We start from the raw sequence: 17563 nt of genomic DNA, 5'->3' as shown, positions 1-17563 counted from the left end.
TAACTTCTCCTTTTAAGGTGGAAATAGTCTTCCGCCAAACAGGATGACGATAGCTTAATTTTGTATCACAAGCAGGGCAATTCTTTATTTCAGGACTATAATACTGAGACTCATCCGGATTTAATCTATTCTTTGTACGCATAAATAAACACCAACCAATATAGTTTATACGTCTATTATAACGCACTTTTGCGATTGGTGTTGTTTATTCCGTCTAAGAAAAAAAACGCCTGTGGCGTTTTTTTGAAGCACTGTGCAGAGCCGTTACAACGGTCTTTGTTCACCATGAAAGTGAGGTTCTTTCATGGTGAACGTAACGTGCGGAGCCAGTGCTCTTCCTCGATGCTTCCTACACTTCCTCCTGCGAATGTTTTTACGAATCAACCTAAAAAACGTTAAGGGACTGGGACAGAGGTTTTTCTACTACCTATTGCCCAGTCCCTAACTGATTTTGGCTCGCCCTCATTTGCCTATTCGGAAATCTTACTCCCCGCTCGCTTGCGGCTGCGCTGAAAAAGGATTTCCATCACCGCGCCCAGACCGATCGCTCCAACGACACTAATCCCTTCTGGCAACGCGAAGATTCTTCGCAAGAGCAAAAAGGAAATCACTGTCACGAATGCAAAAATGATGATCCCGATAAAGGCCCGTTTCATATCCACCTATTCACGCCCTTTTTGCAGTTGCTGCTGTTTTAGCCATTGTGTCATATGTTCGCGCTGCTTGGCAAGCCCTTCCTGCAAGGATACTTTCGCCTCGAAGCCAAGCATCTCTTTGCTTTTCTTTGGCGATAACGTCGTCTCAAAGCGAGGCGCGGCAGTTAACGGATGATCCGGCGCCACTTGTTCAACCCCGCGTATCCACTGATTGACGGTACCCGATGACAGTTGGTATACCTCGTTCACATGCTTCGTTTTCCCGGCGAGCAAAAAGGCGTCCACGACATCATCGACATACAGCACATCGAGCGTCGAGCGATCGGACTCTACCTCCTCCTTGCCGGAAAGCAGCTGGTAATACGTCATATCAGCGCGCTGCCATGGTCCGTAGACCGTCGGCAGTCGTAAAATCACATACGGCAGCCCGCGCTGTTCTGTATATTTGCGAATAACATTCTCACCGGTTAATTTCGTAATTCCGTAGGGCGAAGTGGGATTGGCAGGCGTCCGTTCGGTAATCACGCCAGGGCGCTCACCATACACGTCGACGGTCGAGGCGTAAATAAAGCGTGCTTCCTTCGGACATGTCTGTACGAGGGTTCGGGTCAAATTAACATTGTTTTCAATCGCCTCGGCGAGCGGTGGCCACGTATGATCGGCTGAAGTATCGGCGGCAAGATGATAGATCGCGTCACTCCCCGCCATCAGCTTTTTCAGGTCGACATTCTCAGCTTTTTCCTTGATGATCGTCAGCAGAGCATTCCGTCCAAGGCGCATTTCCATCTCTTCCTGCTTTTCTTTTTCGGCTTGATTCATTTGATCAATCGCAATCACTTCCACCCCATTTACAAGCAGACGCTCGCAAAGGTGAAAGCCAATAAAACCAAAGGCCCCTGTGACAACAACTTTCTTCATTCTTCCCCTCCTTTTTCAACTACTAAAACCCGGTCAATAGATCCTTCTCACAGCATCGCGCTACAATTCATCTTCGTACTTTTGGTAAAAAGGAAAGGCTGATTGTGCTTCCTTATAAAAGGAACGCTCATTGCTGTGAATCCGTAAATTAATCAGGCACCCGTCAGCGGCTAACTGCTTTTGCAGCGCGCGGCTATGGGTTTGAAGAGGAAATCGTTTTTCCTGAACATGACAATGAATTGAAAGAGGTGGACATTGCCCGGATGTAAGTGCAGGAACTTGATTCTGCACCCATTCCTCCTGAACATCGCGTTCCGATGGCAGATCATAGGCCAGCTCCAGCTCTTTAACAAAGCGTTTATAATACAGCTTATTCTCCCTCTCCTGTTCATAGTACGAGCTAAGTGAGAGGCAAGGATTGACCAAATAACAGGATCGGATTTGCCCGGGCTGGCTGCTGATCCATTTAAGTGCAAGTAACCCGCCGGCTCCTTCGGCAAAGAGATGAATTTTCTTATTAAGAATTTCTCGTTTTAAAATAAAATGGTACAGATGCTCAAGCAGTTCAAAGGCTTTAGGGCTTCCCCAATGCTTATCATAAAGAGAAGAAGCAAAAACCGTATATCCCCGCTTCAGGAGATCCTGAATAAATTTCTCTTTCTCAGGATGCTGGAGCCATTCACTGGAGTTACTTGTCACCGTCATCCCATTATCGCCAATCAGGCAAACGGCGAAACCACTCGGCTGCTCTGGAAGATAGAGAACGTTCCACTGGTCCCCAATGCGAAAATACCGTACATGCTTCATTGGTTTACGTCTCTCCCCATTTTCGAAGTTCCTATAATTCATGTATTCTTATTACGTTATGCATCCTTCGCTCATTTTGAACCATTTTTCGTATAAGAAACCGCAAGCTGTCGACAGATGGTTACTTAAAAAACGTATAACAGTCGATCTAAGCAATCTCCTAAAAATTACAATAACCATTACTTTACAATCTACTAAATATTGTAGTAATATTAAATCACTACAATACGTAGTGATAGCTCGCATCAAACATGAAAGGAGCCCACCATGAAACAAATAAAAAAGCTCTCCGATACTGAAATGGAGCTGATGGAAGTGATTTGGGCGTGCGATCCTCCTGTCACCTCCAGTGAATTACTTCGTATTTTCTTAAAAAGAGACAAAACATGGAAAGCGCAGACGATCTCAACCTTCCTGTCCAGATTGGTGGACAAGGGGCTGCTCAAAGCGACTAGGATAGGTCGGACGAATCACTATGCTCCTTGTCTGTCACAAAAAGCGTACAAGCTTTGGGAAACAGAAAATGTGCTCGATGCCCTGTATGAAGGCTCGGTGAAAAACATGATTTCTGCTTTATATGATGGCGACAAGCTGTCTGATGAAGATATTTCAGAGCTAAAGCAGTGGTTTTCTGGAAAGTAGGTGAACGAAATGAATGATGCTCTCGAAATTCTTGTCAGCTTAACGGTTGCCGGAAGCGTCGTCGTCGGCTGTCTCCTTCTGGTAAGAATGCTTCCCGCCAGCTTTTTTCCAGCGAAATGGCGCTATTTTCTCGGAAAGGTCGCACTTGCCTTTTTTCTTGTTCCGGCAGCACTCTTGATTCATTGGCTGTTCAAATTATATCCAAGTAAGGCCGGAGCTCCGTTGATTGAGCAGCAACCAGTAAGCCGGCAGCTTACTAGCTTTTTTCCAGAATATTTTTCTGCGAGTCTCGCAATCACCATGCTTGCGATATGGGCAACAGGAGGTATCATCTATTCCCTCTGGCAGCTGTATTGTTATCACAGATTTACAAAAGAATTGCACCGTCACAGCACGCCCGTACGAGAGAATAGTGAAATTCGGCAGGAGCTTTTCCTTATGAAGCAGGAGCTCGGGATCAAAGACGATGTTCAGCTTCTCTATAGCTCCACTATCCGCAGCCCGGCGCTTTTCGGACTATGGAAACCAATCATCCTGCTGCCACAGGATACCTTCGCGCAGTTGAATATTCGGATGGTGTTTCATCACGAGCTAATGCACTTGAAGCGCAAAGACCTGGCTATCAAAGTACTAGTTCTCGCTGCGAGTGCTTTACACTGGTTTAACCCATTCGTTCACCTTCTCCGCAAAGACATTCACAAATGGAGCGAGCTGTCCTGCGATGAAGAAGTCGTGAAAGACATGTCCTATGAAGAACGGAAGCAGTACGGGGCCATGATCCTGAACATTATGGAAGGAAGACGACTCCCGGGAAGCTTTTGTACTTCCTTATCGGGCACTGGCAAACAATTAAAAAGGAGGCTGGAAATGATGCTGAATGTGAAAAAACGGAAAAAATCCATCATCGCTGCGGCGGCGGTGACCGCGATCGTCGTTGGAGCGATTGGCACGGCAACCGCAGTATGGGCAGCAACAAACACACCAGAGGTTAAGAGCGAAATAATCGAAGAAGAGGGATTGCACAACATAAATATTCAACCGCCGGAAGATCCCCCTGGTGAAGGCTCCTTCGAATTTAAAAGGGCAGTAGAAGGAACGGAAGTAATCATGATCCCAATTGAAGAAGCAACGGAAGAGCAGATCCGCAAGGACAAGGCAACGTATGAGGATATAGATCCCGACTCTGAGAGGTGGTCTGAAATAAAGGAAGATCCTCCTGCTGAAAGTGTTAGTAATTTTGAGGATGACATTGTTGATGTAGAAGGCCAGGAAGTGATTATGGTCGAGATAGAAAAGAATTGACGATTGTCATAACATGGAGAAGAGCTCTATTCATTTGCTCTTCTCTTTTTTATACTAATCTTAGAATTGATTAAGAAAGGGGCAACAAAAAAATGACCTATAGCCGGATGATTGTTTATTTGCTGATTGTGGTCGTCACGTTGCTGGTAACGGGGACCATTTTTTTGAAAGAGTTTGGCAGGGCCGGGCTATGAACGGGTTCTTCCACTGTACGGTACCGTTCTGCCACTAAGTCTGCTTACGACTCTTATGATGGCGATGTTTGCTCCATCTGACATACAAGCAAACGAGCAACAAGCTAATAAGCGCTGAATCGATGATCCTCACGACGTGAACTCCGTAAGCGGCAAGTGAGACGCGATCGACCAATTGCCATATCCCGAAGAAAAGCAGCGTCAGCAACGTGATCAAAAACCAATAAACAAGCTTTTGCCGGCTGCTTACCCTTTCCTCCTCATAGGGGTTTCTTCTTGCCCGGTAAACGAGATAGAAAAAAATCGCCACGAGCCCGGCAACGGTGCTTCCATGCTGAAGCAGCTTAAAAACAGGAATGGAAAAGCCAAACAGCTGAAAGCTGTACGTCAAAAAGGAAAGCCCTGTGACGATAAAGCCGCCTAAGTGGGTGAAGGAATCCCATACGACATGCGTCAGCATCCCCAATAAAGCCGAGTAGACAAACACAACAATTTGCAGCGGCTTCGTTGAAGGAGCTTTTTCCGGAGCAGCTTCCTGTAAGAAAAAAGGTAAATGACGGTGCAACGTTTTATGGATGAAAGTGACATACACGAGATAAACGATGATTACCATCGGCAGGTTGAAAGCAAAAAAGCCGTAAGCCGTATGACCAATTTCGCCATATGGCCGGCCATGAAGAAAGTATTCAAAGTCAGGCGCCATGCTTCCGAGAACAATCGCTAAGAAGTTTACATATTTACTTTTGCGCGAAAAAGGCAAAACGGCAGCGGGATGTGCGAATGTGAGCGGCATTTTTCCTCCCTATGTATGTTTTTTAGCTTATTTCTTTCCTGATCATATTCAGGTCCAGCTCCGTAAAGAGTAATAGCCCGGGTGAAACTCTTAAAGACAGAAAATGAATTTTGAATTAATGTATTTCAATCCTGTCAGCCATAGCCGTAGGAGGTTCGGTATCATGAATTCCACCGGTCCAAATTGAAATTGCTTGCCCAATTGAGAAATCTTCAGCCGAATAAGACTCTGGCACCCCCAATCTAATATCATGATAATCTCTTTCCCCTGTTATTTTGACAACGAGCGTAGCGTCATCCTCCATCTCAATGATTTCACCAACAAATGAAGGCTGCTCTCCATCCATATAATCGGATTGCGTACAAGCAGCTAAAAACAACATGGCAAAGAAAAGATATTTCATGCAACGCCCTCCTTTTTTCATATAACGTAGAAAAGATAGCAGTAGTTTCATTGCATCGAAGTTGGAAAAGAGGGGTAAATATTCAGTTGCGACAATGGAAAGGATTGCTATAATTGAATTATCATAACAGATAATTGCTCGAACTACATCACTTTTTTTAAAACAAAGAGAGACCAAAGATGCGAAAAAGATTATTCGTGAGGTTACGGTGATGAAGGAAGAGTAAATGAGGTGATTTTTACAAGTGCCTACAATGAAGGTGGATCAATATGAAAAATTGGAAACGATTCAGCTTTTTTTAATCATATGCGTTATTTCTTTAAGTATCATTACACTTCATCTTTATCAGCAAGTAAATCAACTAAAAGAGGGGAAACAAATTCAGAGTGATAATAGCTACTTCAATGACTTTCTCCTCTACAATTATTCTCTCACAAGCTTTGAAAGAGCATTAACCCGTAAACATGTTGAAGATATCCTCCATGAATCAGGTTATATCAGTTTTATTGGAAACCAACCCTCCTACGAACAGACCTATTGGAAAAAACTTCAGCTTCAAAAAAATATTTATGATATCAGCGCTCTACTGCAAGAGGATCTGAACGAAGAACTGATAAGAGAGCTTACAGAAGCAGTAAAAGCAGCGCGAGAAAAGTTAGACGATCTCATGTACACTCCGAATCTGGAGACAAGTGATAGACTGGAACGTATAAATCGCTTTTTCGATGCTTTTAACGCTGATTTATCGAATAAATAACTTTTGAAGCTGTTTCATCATTTGTTCCCCCCGGGCTATCTCCATCCTTATTTCCTGTCGCACAAACTGAGCGGGAAGAAAAGCACTTTCTCTCCCTGCACGAAATCTTGCGTAAACTCCACTTGTTGTTTCAAGGACTGAAGACAAAACGAGCTATAAAAGGCCGGGCCTTCAAGGAAAAAACTACTTTTTGGCCCAGCCCCTACACCATCGTGGTCACTGAAAAACTTTTTAGTAATTCTAAGAAGAGTAATTGCTCCGCACGTTCCGCGCCTTGCTTCGAGAAGCCCTCTCATAGCAAGGCTTTCAAATCATCAGGCAACGGCTACGCTCATTACTAATAAGTTGCTAAAAAAGTGGAAATTGTACTTTTTTTCGCCACTTCACACCTTCGGCTTTGGTGTCCATTTGCGGTTGTGGTTTGACGTTTCCGGGAATGTGTCTCCGGCATGCAGCTTGACGGATTTCGGCCGCTGGACCATGCTCCCTGTTTCGCCAATCTCGACATAAATTCCGTTATTCGGCGCTTTTTGGCCTGGTTCGAACTGTCTGTTTTGTCCCAACTTAACATCCCTCCTTTTCTTGTAGCTTGCCCAGAAAAGGAGGGATTACCGAAAGAAAACAGATTAGATTGTCGTTAATAAGGACAACAGAATCGCTTTTTGGGCGTGAAGGCGATTTTCCGCCTGATCGTAAATAAATGAGCGCTCACCGTCAATGACCGCGGCTGTTACCTCTTCGCCGCGGTGGGCCGGTAGACAGTGAAGGAATTGATAGTCTGCTTTCGCCAGGGAAGCGAGCTGCTCGTTCACCTGGTAGCCGGCAAAATGCTGTTCACGCTCCTGTTGCTCCGCTTCAAAGCCCATGCTTGCCCAGACGTCTGTATAGATGACGTCCGCGTCCTTGACAGCCTCCTCCGGTTGATTGGACAGCGTTAACACCGCTCCTGTTTCCTGGGCGGCCGCTACGGCTTTTTCAAAAATAGCCTGATCCACTTCATAGCCAGCCGGTGAAGCAACCGTTACATCCATCCCAGTCTTGGCGCCTGCCGCGAGCAGGGAGTGAGCGACATTGTTCCCGTCTCCGACATAGACAAGCTTCAGTCCCTTTAACGTTTTCTTTTGCTCGTAAACCGTCAGAAGGTCGGCCATTGCCTGACAAGGATGATAGGCATCCGTCAGGGCGTTAATGACCGGAACCGAGGCATGCTCGGCGAGCTGTTCGACTGTTTCATGCGAATTTGTTCTGATCATGATCGCATTGACATAGCGCGACAACACATTCGCTGTATCCTTAATTGGCTCTCCCCGACCGATTTGCATGTCGCGCGGACTGAGGAACAGGGCGTGGCCGCCAAGCTGCGTCATCCCGACCTCAAACGAGACACGGGTCCGCGTCGAGGCATTCTCGAAAATCATCCCGAGCGATTTTCCTTTTAACGCTTCGGCAAACTGCTCCGGCTCCTGCTTGACCTTTAGTGCCAAAGCGAGCAGGTCATCAATTTGTCCCGGCGTGAAATCAAGCAATGTTAAAAAATCATGGCCCGTGATGGGGGCTGTCATTTGATTGTTCATCATTAACCGAACCTTTCCTTAGCCGTTTAGCACGGCTTTTTCTTTATTCCATAAATCCTGGATTGCGTAGTAATTAATGTGTTCCACCTGACGTCCCTTTAACATCGCGGCAAGTGTCGTCATTTCTGAAATGACGGTGCAGCGCTGCTTCAACGCTTCCTGCCGTTTCTCCGTGCCATCTTTTGTCCCGAGCTTCGGCAAGCTGATTAAGGCAATGGCCTCCTCGCTCTGAATCCATTCATCAAACTGCTCTGACGTCAGCGTAAAACCTAGCTCCTCCAGCCGCTGTTTAAATGGAAGAAAAGCATCTTTAAATTCCTCGGCAACATCGACAAAAATCGTTCCAGTCTTTGAATAGAGCTTCGGCTTCGTCGCCTTTGACCAGGCGAACGCCTTATGAAATGCTTCAGCCAAATCCTCGCTCATACTCATTAATTCACCGGTTGACTTCATTTCCGCTTCAAGCAGCGGGTCCAGTCCGGCTAACTTTTGATAGGAAAAAATCGGCGCCTTCACCGTATAGAAGCTCGGTTCGGCCAGGCTTCCTTTTGTCAGCCCGAGCGATGAAAGCGACGCGCCGAGCAAAAGCTGAATTGTATAGTCAATTAACGGTTCATTTGAAATTTTGCTTAAAATCGGCACTGTCCGCGAGGCACGAGGATTAATCTCAATCACATAAAGCTTCTCCTCATGCAGGACGAACTGAATGTTAAAAATGCCACGGAATTCCATCCCTTTGGCGATTTTGTCGCTGTAGTCGACAATCTGGGCCTTTATTTTTTCAGAGATCGTATAAGGAGGTGTCACGGCGACGCTGTCACCTGAATGAACACCTGCGCGCTCAACATGTTCAAACATGCCGGCGAGGCAGACCTTCTCTCCATCCGTTAACGCATCGACTTCGAGTTCAATTCCTTTCAAGTAAGCATCAATCAACAGTGGGAAGGCGATCGTCTGCTCCTCGTCGTTCAAATACGAAACAAATTCACGCTCCGATTCAAACAGCATCATCCCTTGGCCGCCGATGACATAGGAAGGACGAATCAGAACCGGATAACCGATTTCCTCCGCCTGTTTCAGCGCCTCGGCTTTATTTTCAGCTGTTTCGCCTGGGATATGCGGCACGCCGACTTCTCTCATAAACGCATAAAAGCGGCCACGGTCCTCGAGCTGGTCAATCGTATCAAGATTTGTGCCGTAAATTTTGATCCCGGCCGCTTCCAGCCCGGCTACTAAGGAGATCGCCGTTTGACCTCCGAGCTGGACGATCACGCCTTCAACCTGCTCCAAATCAATGACATTGAGGACATCCTCGACCGTCAATGGCTCGAAATAAAGGCGGTCGGCAGTCGCGTAATCGGTGCTGACCGTTTCTGGATTGTTGTTCATCATGATCGCTTCATAGCCTAGACGGTGCAACGCCTGGATTCCCTGGACGGAGCAATAGTCAAATTCAATTCCCTGGCCGATTCGGATCGGACCGGAGCCGAGCAGCAGCACTTTTTTCTTGCCAGTCGACGGAACGACATCATGCTCGCCGGCCCAGCTCGAATAAAAATAAGCTGTCGACGCTTCAAATTCACCGGCACATGTGTCGACCATTTTATAAGCAGGCGTAATTGCAAACTGCTTACGCTTCGCGCGAAGCTCGGCTTCCGTCACCTTCCAGACAGCGGCGAGCCAAGCGTCGGAAAAGCCAGCTTTTTTATACGTGTAGAGCTCTTCCTTCGTCACCGCTTCAAATGAAGACGCTACAATGTCCTGCTCCATTTTGACGAGACGTTCAAAGCCGTTTAAGTAGAACTGGGTAATTTGTGTCGCCTGAAAAAGCTTTTCCGTTGAATAGCCGCGTTTGAGCAGCTCGATGATGACAAAAAAGCGACGGTCATCGGCATTGATCAGCAGCTCCCACAGCTCGTCGTCGGTCTTCTTGGAAATGATCGGAAGAGTGAGTCCATCGACTTTTAGTTCAAGTGAACGAACCGCCTTCTGAATCGCCGCTTCAAAATTGCGCTCAATCGCCATTACTTCACCGGTTGCTTTCATTTGCGTGCCAAGCGTCCGCTCCGCGTGGACAAATTTATCAAACGGCCAGCGCGGGAATTTGACGACAATATAGTCAAGTGCCGGCTCAAAGCTGGCATACGTATGCCCTGTTACCGGATTAATCAGTTCGTGCAGATGATAGCCAAGGCTGACTTTCGCCGTCATCCGCGCGATCGGATAACCGGTCGCTTTCGACGCCAAGGCCGAGGAACGGCTGACCCGTGGATTAACTTCGATTAAATAATACTGCTTGCTGTACGGATCAAGCGCGAATTGAATGTTACAGCCGCCAACAATGCCGAGCGCCCGAATGATTTTCACCGAAACCGAACGGAGCAGTTGATATTCGACATCCGTCATCGTTTGTGACGGAGCGACGACAATCGAATCGCCGGTGTGGATGCCGACCGGATCGATATTTTCCATATTACAGATCGTGATGCACGTGTCATTGCTGTCGCGCATCACTTCATATTCGATTTCTTTAAAGCCGGCGATGCTTTTTTCAACCAGACATTGGCTGATTGGACTCAGCTCCAATCCGCCTTTTATAATCCGCTTCAGTTCTTCCTCATTCTTAGCGATCCCGCCGCCGGCTCCACCGAGTGTGTAAGCTGGACGAACGATAATCGGATAGCCGACCTGCCCGGCGAATGCCAAGGCGGCTTCAGCTGTCGTCACGATTTCACTTTCCGGGACCGGTTCATTTAATTCCTTCATCAAAGCACGGAATTCTTCCCGATCCTCACCCTTCTTAATCGACTCAATCGGCGTGCCGAGCAAGTTGATTCCGTAGCGCTCGAGGATTCCTTCATCATGGAGATCCATCGCCAGGTTGAGTCCGGTCTGCCCGCCGAGCGTCGCCAGAATGCCATCCGGCTTTTCCTTCTTAATAATCGCCTCGACGCTTTCGACCGTCAGCGGTTCAAAATAAACACGGTCGGCGCATGCTTCATCAGTCATTACCGTCGCCGGGTTATTGTTGATCAGAACGACTTCGATCCCTTCTTCTTTTAACGCCAGACAAGCCTGGGTGCCGGCATAATCGAACTCAGCTGCCTGCCCGATGACGATCGGACCGGAGCCGATAACGAGTACTTTTTTCAGTGTCGAATCTTTAGGCATATGCTTTTTCTCTCCCTTTGTTCCGCAACATGTCAATGAATGTAAAGAAAAGCTGCTCACTGTCCGATGGTCCCGGGTGAGCTTCCGGATGGAACTGAATCGTCAAGATTGGATAGTCGCGATGAACGAGCCCTTCAATTGAACCATCGTTAATGTTCATATATCTCGCTTCGAAGCCGGTTCCTTTTAAAGACGGTTCGGTGACGACATAGCTGTGGTTTTGGGACGTCATGTAAACCTGCTTCGTTTTCGTATCAATCACCGGCTGGTTCGCGCCGCGATGCCCGAACGTCAGCTTTTCCGTATCAGCCCCGAAGGCAAGCGCCAACAGCTGATGACCTAAACAAATTCCCATTGTCGGATACGTTGTCGCCACCTTTTTGATCAACGGCAGCTGGCTGTTCAGCTTCTTTGGATTACCGGGTCCGTTAGTAAACAGAACGCCGTCCGGAGCAAGCTGTTCAATGTCCTCAAAAGAGGTCAAATAAGGGACGACGGTCACCTTACAGCCATTTTGCAGCAAAGCGTCGACAATTGATTTCTTGTAACCGAAATCAACCATCACAATATGATGCTCGCCGCTGCCGAACGTTTGGACTCTTTTTTGTGAAACTGCCTCGACGACATCCTGCTCTCCTAGTGGGACAACATCGGCAAAACTGACGTTGTCCGGGTCTGTTGTTAGCACAGCCCTCATATCGCCATGCTCACGAATCCGTTTGACGATTCCTCTTGTGTCCACTCCGCTGAACAATGGAATGGAATGATTCTCACAATACGTCAGCAAGGAACAGCCTGATTCATAGTGGTAGCCTTCTTCGGATACTTCACTAACAATCAGCGCGTTAACCTGGGGTGTCGCACTTTCAAAATCAGCTTCATTTACCCCGTAGTTTCCAATTAACGGATACGTGAACACAACCATCTGGCCTTTAAAAGAAGGATCACTTAACACTTCCTGGTAGCCGGTCATCCCTGTGAAAAAGACGATTTCACCATGAACCTCGCCAGTACTGCCGTGCAGAACTCCTTCAAATCTATCTCCGTTTTCTAATATTACATAGCCTTTCATCCGCTTTTCCCTCCACTCCGCCTGTGAATACTTATACTGAAATGTTGATCTTTATACATCTACTTGCTGATAAAAAGCCTTGGATAAAAGGGTAACCTCACCTTTTTCCAGGCTTGAAGCATTGTTTGTCGTCTGCGCCTGGTTTACAAATCAGAACGTTTTTCTCCAATGCCGCTGCCTCGGCTTATTCCGGCTTCGTCATTTCTATAGCGAAAGCTGTTCCTTTTCGCTGACTGCTGCAATCGCCTCTGCCAAAATGCCCGTCGCCTTTTCCAGCTCTTCTTGTTTGACAATCAGCGGCGGCAGCAGTCTGACAACGTTTGGCCCTGCCGGAAGGACAAGCAGCCCTCTCTCGCGGCATTCTGTTATAATCGGGGCCGCTTCGACATGACAGGCTACCCCGAGCATCAGCCCGTTACCTCTTACTTCCTTCACGATGCTGAAGGAGCCAAGTGTCTGTTCAAGATTATGTTTAAAGAATGCTCCCTTTTGTTGCACATCCGCTAAAAACTCCGACGTAAATACTTCGGTTATGACCGCTTCAGCGGCGGCCATTGCCAGCGGGTTCCCGCCGAATGTCGAGCCGTGACTCCCCGGAGAGAATGCTTCCTTTAATTCCTTTTTACCGATTAGCGCGCCGACCGGGAATCCATTTCCAAGGCCCTTTGCCACTGTAATGATATCCGGTGACAGCTCCAGCTGCTCGTAAGCAAACGCCGTTCCCGTCCGGCCAATTCCCGTCTGTACCTCGTCAACAATCAGCAGGCATTGATGCTGCTCGCAAAGCTGGCCGAGCTTTTCCGCATATTCCTTGCTCATCGGTAGCACGCCGCCTTCTCCCTGAATCACTTCGACGATGATGGCCGCTGTCTCCTCCGTTACCGCTTGAGCTAATTCATCCTCATCATTTAGCGTCACATAGGTGAATTCCGTTAATAAAGGACCGAAGCCGGCATGAATCTTTTCCTGCCCCGTTGCCGCCATGCTCCCGAGCGTCCGGCCGTGAAAAGACTGCTTCATGCTGACAATATGATGCTTTCCTGTCGCTTTGCGGGCGAGCTTGATCGCCGCTTCATTGGCTTCCGCACCACTGTTGCAGAAAAAGACATAATCACCGACGCTGTGGTCAACTAACAGCTGGGCAACGCGCTCCTGCCCCTCAATTTGAAACAGATTGGAGACATGCCATAAGCTGTGAAGCTGTTTCTCAAGCGCCGCATTCACCTTCGGGTGACAATGACCAAGATTACAGACGGCAATGCCGGCAATAAAATCAAGATATTCATTTCCTTCTTTATCGATTAAGGTCGCGCCCTGCCCTTTTTCGGCGGTTACATCCCATCTCGCATAGGTTGGGAATAATGCACTCATTCCAGTTTCCTCCTCACGTCGCCGACAGCTTCATCTTCGCTGATTTAACGATCGTCGTTCCTTTTACTGTGCCGTTCTCGGCGATGGTCGTTGCTTTGCCATTCATAATCATCACCGATTGCAGCGTATCCGTTAATGTCGATAACGCCGCCCTGACTTTTGGCAGCATACCTCCGTAAATCGTCCCGTCGGCAATGTATGCCTCAATCTCCTCCGCCGTGACCTGCTCAAGACATTCGCCATCCTTCAAAATACCGTCAACATCGGTCACGAACACGAGCTGCTCGGCCCCAAGCTCCCTGGCTACCGCTGCCGCGGCGCTATCGGCGTTCACATTATAATGATCACCCGCGTCATTAATGCCGATTGGCGCGATGACCGGAATAATTCCCATTTCCATTAAGGCGAGCAACAGCTCCCCATTCACCGCTTGAACTTCCCCGACATAGCCAAGCCTGGCCTGATTGACCGCCTCGACCTGCAGCAGCCTCCCGTCACAGCCGGACAGTCCGACCACTTTTCCTCCTGCCTGCTGAAGCTGGGTCACAACCTGCTTATTGACCTTGCCGCAAAGGACCATTTCGACCGTTTCAAGCACATCGGCGGTCGTTTTCCGAAGTCCGTCGACAAACTCCGATTCCACCTTAAGCTTCGTCAACATCTGATTAATATCAGGACCGCCGCCGTGGACGATGATCGGATGCCTGCCTTCCTGTTGCATGAGGAGCACGCTTTTGAAAAAGGCCTCTGAAAGCTCGGAAATCGTGCTGCCGCCACATTTGATTACACTAATATTCTTCACGTCTTCTCCCCCTGTCCGCTTAGGTTCGATAACCGGCATTTATCCGGACATAATCATATGTCAGATCACAGCCCCATGCTTTTCCGGTTCCAGTGCCGATATGAAGATCGACGTTAATGAAAACCGTTTCCTCTCCCTGCAAATACGCGGTTGCCGCCTCCTCCGAAAAGACGAGCGGCTGGCTCTTCTGCAATGTTTGGATGGGACCGATCGCAATGTCAATTGTTTCAGGGTTGATTTCACAGCCGCTGTAGCCGATCGCGCAAATGATTCTGCCCCAGTTCGCGTCAGCGCCATAGACAGCCGACTTCACCAGATCGGAACCGACGATTTTTTTGGCGATCTTCCCCGCCTCCTCATCGTTCAGCGCCCCATTGACCTGAACTTCAATCAGCTTTGTCGCTCCCTCTCCGTCTCTGGCGATTTTCTTCGCCAATGACTCACATGTTTGTTTCAAAGCTTGATAGAATGAAGACCAGTCAGGGTGCTCCGGCGTCAGTGTATCGTGTCCGGCCAACCCTGATGCCATCACGACGACCATATCATTTGTTGATGTGTCTCCGTCGACTGTAATTCGATTGAATGTTTGATTCGTAATCTGTGAGAGTGCCTGCTGCAGCACCGGCGGTTCAATTACCGCATCAGTTGTGATGAAGGAGAGCATCGTCGCCATATTCGGATTAATCATTCCCGATCCTTTGGCGACTCCTCCTATGGAAACGACTTTCCCATTTACGGTTGTCTGAAAACACGTTTTTTTGTTCATTGTATCAGTTGTCAAAATCGCCTGATTGAACGCCTCTGCACCTTCAAGGGAGGCTTCCGGCTTCAACTGTTCAATTCCGGGCAGCACTTTATCCATCGGCATATACTCACCGATTACCCCCGTCGACGTTACCGCTACATAATGTTCAGGCACCTGAAAATGAGCGGCGCTTGCTTTCCGCATTTCATAGGCGTCCTTTATGCCCCGTTCCCCTGTGCAGGCATTGGCGTTCCCGCTATTGACGACAATCGCCTGTAGCTTGCCTTCTTTCATAATGCTTTCCTTCGTCACTTGTAAAGGTGCCGCCTGGATTCGATTACATGTATAAACAGCCGCCGAGCTTGCCGGTACGTCGCAATAGATCGCGCCAAGATCGAGGCGTTTTCTCTTTACCCCTGTATATACTCCGTTCGCGTGGAATCCTTTTGGTGTAATAATGCTGCCACTCTCAACTTCGATCATTTCTGGTGCGTTAGCAATTCCTTTCATTTGTGTACCACCTCTCCATTATGGATACATCGGCACGAGTGTTAACCCTGCTTCCTCATCGAATCCATTCATCACATTAAAATTTTGTATCGCCTGACCGGAGGCACCCTTTACGACATTATCAATAACAGATACGACCGTAATCCGTCCTGTTCGTTCATCATAGGTAACACCGATGTCACAATAATTGCTTCCGTATACTTCCTTCGTCGCCGGATAGCTGCCCTGCTTACGAATTCGGACAAACGGCTCCTTTTCATACGCTGTTTGATAAAGCTCCCGCAGCTCCTGTTCCCGGGTTTCCTTCTTCGCCGTCAGATAGATCGTTGCCATAATCCCTCTGACCATCGGGACGAGATGGGGCTGAAACGTCACCGCTGCCATCTCCTCGTTCCAATCGTTGAGCTGCTGCTCAATTTCCGGGATATGCTTATGCTGATTAATTTGATAGATTTTGAAATTCTCATTCATCTCACTAAAGTGGGTGATCGCGGATGGCGTACGTCCTGCCCCGGATGTGCCGGATTTCGCATCTATAATAATCGAATCAGGCCGCACCAATCCTTTCTGAACGAGCGGCGCCAGCCCGAGTAATGTCGCGGTAGGATAGCAGCCCGGGTTTGCGATCAGCCTTGCATCGCGGATTTCCTCGCGCCTCCACTCAGTCAGCCCGTATACAGCCTGGTCGATGACCGACTTTGCCGCCGCCTCGCGCTTATACCATGCTTTGTACTGCTCGGGACTGCGCAAACGCAAGTCACCTGACAGGTCAATCACCTGACAGCCTGATTCAACAATCGTTTGCGACCATTCCGCCGATACGCCAGGCGGCGTCGCCAGAAAGACAGCCTCTACTTCATTTTTCAGCGTATCCGGATCGATCGGCTTTAAATCTTGCTCATAGATCGCTGAAAGATGTGGATAAGATTCATTAATATTCATTCCTTCTTTCGAGGACGTATAGAGCACGACCTCTTCAACGTGAGGGTGGTTTTTGAGCATCCGCAGCAGCTCCGCGCCACCATATCCTGTTGCACCAATAATCCCTACTCGCATTTTCTCTCTCCCCGTTCCGTCTCGCTCTCGTTTTTTGATCTTGGTACTCATTATATATATGTATAAAAATTAATTCAACTGTATTTTTATTTTATTTCAAATAACTTAAAAAAATCATAAACCGATTTTCTCCGCTGATGTTCTCTTTTTCGCCAAAACTGCGGGAGATAGGAGGCTACTGAAAAACTTTCCTTTTCGTAACTCGAAGATCTTGCTTCGAGGAACCCACTCGTAGCAAGGCTTTCAAAATCAGGCAACGGCTACGCTCATTACGAAAAAGCTGTTGAAAAAGTGAAAATCGAACTTTTTCAGCAGCTTCGGAGATAGCGGGATTCCCAGCCCCCTCTGCAAGAAAAAAAAGAACGCCCACCGTCCTCGGCAAGCGCTCTCTATTTATAAAGTTCCTGAAAAAACAGCGGCCGCTCTGCCCAAATTGCCCAGAACGGCCGCTGCCTTTATTCATTCTTATTCATTCAGTTGATCATAAATCAGTTGGGCGGTTTCTTCAATCTGCTCGCCCCAGTGATCATTAATCTGATGGAACAAATACTCTCCATTTTCATCAAGGATGCTAATGCCACGATAGGACATCTGATGCTCCTCATCCTTCATCTGGACATAGTCAAGTACCGTAAGCGATTCATCCGACAAAAACGAATAGGTGAATTCACCGGCCTCCTTTAACGCCAAGGAATGATCCGGCGAATCCGCACTGATGGCATAAAGGTCGGCATCCAGATCGTCAAACAATGCTACATTCTCTTGCAGCTGAACCAGCTGCTGCTGGCAA

The 17563-nt window shown here is 47.9% G+C and carries 17 protein-coding genes; 3 read left to right on the top strand and 14 right to left on the bottom strand.

Going from position 1 to position 17563, the window contains the following annotated elements:
• Nucleotides 1-470: 470 nt before the first annotated feature.
• From M3212_RS03605 to M3212_RS03595, 3 genes are read right to left on the bottom strand one after another with little or no spacing between them, the layout of a single operon-like run.
• On the bottom strand, nucleotides 471-662 hold the full coding sequence (locus M3212_RS03605; protein ID WP_251192575.1) for a hypothetical protein: 192 nt from the start codon (nucleotides 660-662) through the stop codon (nucleotides 471-473).
• Nucleotides 663-1574, bottom strand: a complete 912-nt coding sequence (locus M3212_RS03600; RefSeq protein WP_251192574.1) for an NAD-dependent epimerase/dehydratase family protein — start codon at nucleotides 1572-1574, stop codon at nucleotides 663-665.
• A gap of 60 nt (nucleotides 1575-1634) precedes the next feature.
• Nucleotides 1635-2381, bottom strand: a complete 747-nt coding sequence (locus M3212_RS03595) for an alpha/beta hydrolase (protein WP_251192573.1) — start codon at nucleotides 2379-2381, stop codon at nucleotides 1635-1637.
• A 267-nt stretch (nucleotides 2382-2648) separates the two neighbouring features.
• Between M3212_RS03595 and M3212_RS03590 the strand changes: the two genes are divergently transcribed.
• Together M3212_RS03590 and M3212_RS03585 are read left to right on the top strand one after the other, a co-directional pair.
• Nucleotides 2649-3023, top strand: a complete 375-nt coding sequence (locus tag M3212_RS03590; RefSeq protein WP_251192572.1) for a BlaI/MecI/CopY family transcriptional regulator — start codon at nucleotides 2649-2651, stop codon at nucleotides 3021-3023.
• A gap of 9 nt (nucleotides 3024-3032) precedes the next feature.
• Complete coding sequence (locus M3212_RS03585) at nucleotides 3033-4325, top strand: M56 family metallopeptidase (protein WP_251192571.1); 1293 nt, start codon at nucleotides 3033-3035, stop codon at nucleotides 4323-4325.
• A gap of 228 nt (nucleotides 4326-4553) precedes the next feature.
• On the opposite strand, the gene M3212_RS03580 is transcribed toward M3212_RS03585, so the two are convergent.
• A complete protein-coding gene (locus M3212_RS03580; protein WP_251192570.1) occupies nucleotides 4554-5312 on the bottom strand; it encodes a DUF4184 family protein in 759 nt (252 codons plus the stop codon).
• Nucleotides 5313-5427: 115 nt separating this feature from the next.
• Nucleotides 5428-5715, bottom strand: coding sequence for a hypothetical protein (locus tag M3212_RS03575; RefSeq protein ID WP_251192569.1), 288 nt, complete (start codon nucleotides 5713-5715; stop codon nucleotides 5428-5430).
• Nucleotides 5716-5959: 244 nt separating this feature from the next.
• On the opposite strand from M3212_RS03575, the gene M3212_RS03570 reads away from it, so the two are divergent.
• Nucleotides 5960-6472: a hypothetical protein gene (locus M3212_RS03570; RefSeq protein ID WP_251192568.1), complete on the top strand. Its 513-nt coding sequence runs from the start codon at nucleotides 5960-5962 to the stop codon at nucleotides 6470-6472.
• A 383-nt stretch (nucleotides 6473-6855) separates the two neighbouring features.
• Here the strand turns inward: M3212_RS03570 and M3212_RS03565 are convergent, their stop codons facing one another.
• The 9 genes from M3212_RS03565 to M3212_RS03525 all read right to left on the bottom strand — a co-directional run bounded on the left by M3212_RS03565 (nucleotide 6856) and on the right by M3212_RS03525 (nucleotide 17550).
• Nucleotides 6856-7035, bottom strand: coding sequence for a YjzC family protein (locus M3212_RS03565; RefSeq protein WP_251192567.1), 180 nt, complete (start codon nucleotides 7033-7035; stop codon nucleotides 6856-6858).
• 63 nt (nucleotides 7036-7098) lie between these two features.
• Nucleotides 7099-8046, bottom strand: coding sequence for an ornithine carbamoyltransferase (argF, locus tag M3212_RS03560; protein ID WP_251192587.1), 948 nt, complete (start codon nucleotides 8044-8046; stop codon nucleotides 7099-7101).
• A gap of 18 nt (nucleotides 8047-8064) precedes the next feature.
• On the bottom strand, nucleotides 8065-11217 hold the full coding sequence (locus tag M3212_RS03555; protein ID WP_251192566.1) for a carbamoyl phosphate synthase large subunit: 3153 nt from the start codon (nucleotides 11215-11217) through the stop codon (nucleotides 8065-8067).
• Complete coding sequence (locus M3212_RS03550; protein ID WP_251192565.1) at nucleotides 11210-12289, bottom strand: carbamoyl phosphate synthase small subunit; 1080 nt, start codon at nucleotides 12287-12289, stop codon at nucleotides 11210-11212. Before M3212_RS03550 ends, M3212_RS03555 begins: the two co-directional genes overlap by 8 nt.
• A 204-nt stretch (nucleotides 12290-12493) precedes the next feature.
• Nucleotides 12494-13660 (bottom strand): acetylornithine transaminase, encoded by a 1167-nt coding sequence (locus tag M3212_RS03545; RefSeq protein WP_251192564.1) that lies wholly within the window; start codon nucleotides 13658-13660, stop codon nucleotides 12494-12496.
• Nucleotides 13661-13673: 13 nt separating this feature from the next.
• A complete protein-coding gene (gene argB, locus M3212_RS03540) occupies nucleotides 13674-14462 on the bottom strand; it encodes an acetylglutamate kinase (RefSeq protein ID WP_251192563.1) in 789 nt (262 codons plus the stop codon).
• A 19-nt stretch (nucleotides 14463-14481) separates the two neighbouring features.
• Nucleotides 14482-15717 (bottom strand): bifunctional glutamate N-acetyltransferase/amino-acid acetyltransferase ArgJ, encoded by a 1236-nt coding sequence (gene argJ, locus M3212_RS03535; RefSeq protein ID WP_251192562.1) that lies wholly within the window; start codon nucleotides 15715-15717, stop codon nucleotides 14482-14484.
• Nucleotides 15718-15735: 18 nt separating this feature from the next.
• Nucleotides 15736-16773, bottom strand: coding sequence for an N-acetyl-gamma-glutamyl-phosphate reductase (argC, locus tag M3212_RS03530; RefSeq protein WP_251192561.1), 1038 nt, complete (start codon nucleotides 16771-16773; stop codon nucleotides 15736-15738).
• Nucleotides 16774-17238: 465 nt separating this feature from the next.
• Entirely contained in the window at nucleotides 17239-17550 is a 312-nt protein-coding gene (locus M3212_RS03525; RefSeq protein ID WP_285874016.1) for a redoxin domain-containing protein, read from the bottom strand.
• Nucleotides 17551-17563 lie beyond the last annotated feature (13 nt).

The organism is Halalkalibacter oceani (assembly GCF_023715705.1).
Lineage (GTDB): Bacteria > Bacillota > Bacilli > Bacillales > Bacillaceae_D > Halalkalibacter > Halalkalibacter oceani_A.
This window is presented reverse-complemented; position numbering and strand designations above follow the sequence as displayed.

Bases quoted from the DNA above. Each gene is read 5' to 3' on its own strand.
- M3212_RS03545 (WP_251192564.1), bottom strand. From the start codon at position 13,660: ATGAGTGCATTATTCCCAACCTATGCGAGATGGGATGTAACCGCCGAA.
- M3212_RS03590 (WP_251192572.1), top strand. From the start codon at position 2,649: ATGAAACAAATAAAAAAGCTCTCCGATACTGAAATGGAGCTGATGGAA.
- M3212_RS03550 (WP_251192565.1), bottom strand. From the start codon at position 12,289: ATGAAAGGCTATGTAATATTAGAAAACGGAGATAGATTTGAAGGAGTT.
- argF (WP_251192587.1), bottom strand. From the start codon at position 8,046: ATGAACAATCAAATGACAGCCCCCATCACGGGCCATGATTTTTTAACA.
- M3212_RS03600 (WP_251192574.1), bottom strand. From the start codon at position 1,574: ATGAAGAAAGTTGTTGTCACAGGGGCCTTTGGTTTTATTGGCTTTCAC.
- M3212_RS03575 (WP_251192569.1), bottom strand. From the start codon at position 5,715: ATGAAATATCTTTTCTTTGCCATGTTGTTTTTAGCTGCTTGTACGCAA.
- argC (WP_251192561.1), bottom strand. From the start codon at position 16,773: ATGCGAGTAGGGATTATTGGTGCAACAGGATATGGTGGCGCGGAGCTG.
- M3212_RS03580 (WP_251192570.1), bottom strand. From the start codon at position 5,312: ATGCCGCTCACATTCGCACATCCCGCTGCCGTTTTGCCTTTTTCGCGC.
- argJ (WP_251192562.1), bottom strand. From the start codon at position 15,717: ATGAAAGGAATTGCTAACGCACCAGAAATGATCGAAGTTGAGAGTGGC.
- M3212_RS03555 (WP_251192566.1), bottom strand. From the start codon at position 11,217: ATGCCTAAAGATTCGACACTGAAAAAAGTACTCGTTATCGGCTCCGGT.
- M3212_RS03595 (WP_251192573.1), bottom strand. From the start codon at position 2,381: ATGAAGCATGTACGGTATTTTCGCATTGGGGACCAGTGGAACGTTCTC.
- M3212_RS03585 (WP_251192571.1), top strand. From the start codon at position 3,033: ATGAATGATGCTCTCGAAATTCTTGTCAGCTTAACGGTTGCCGGAAGC.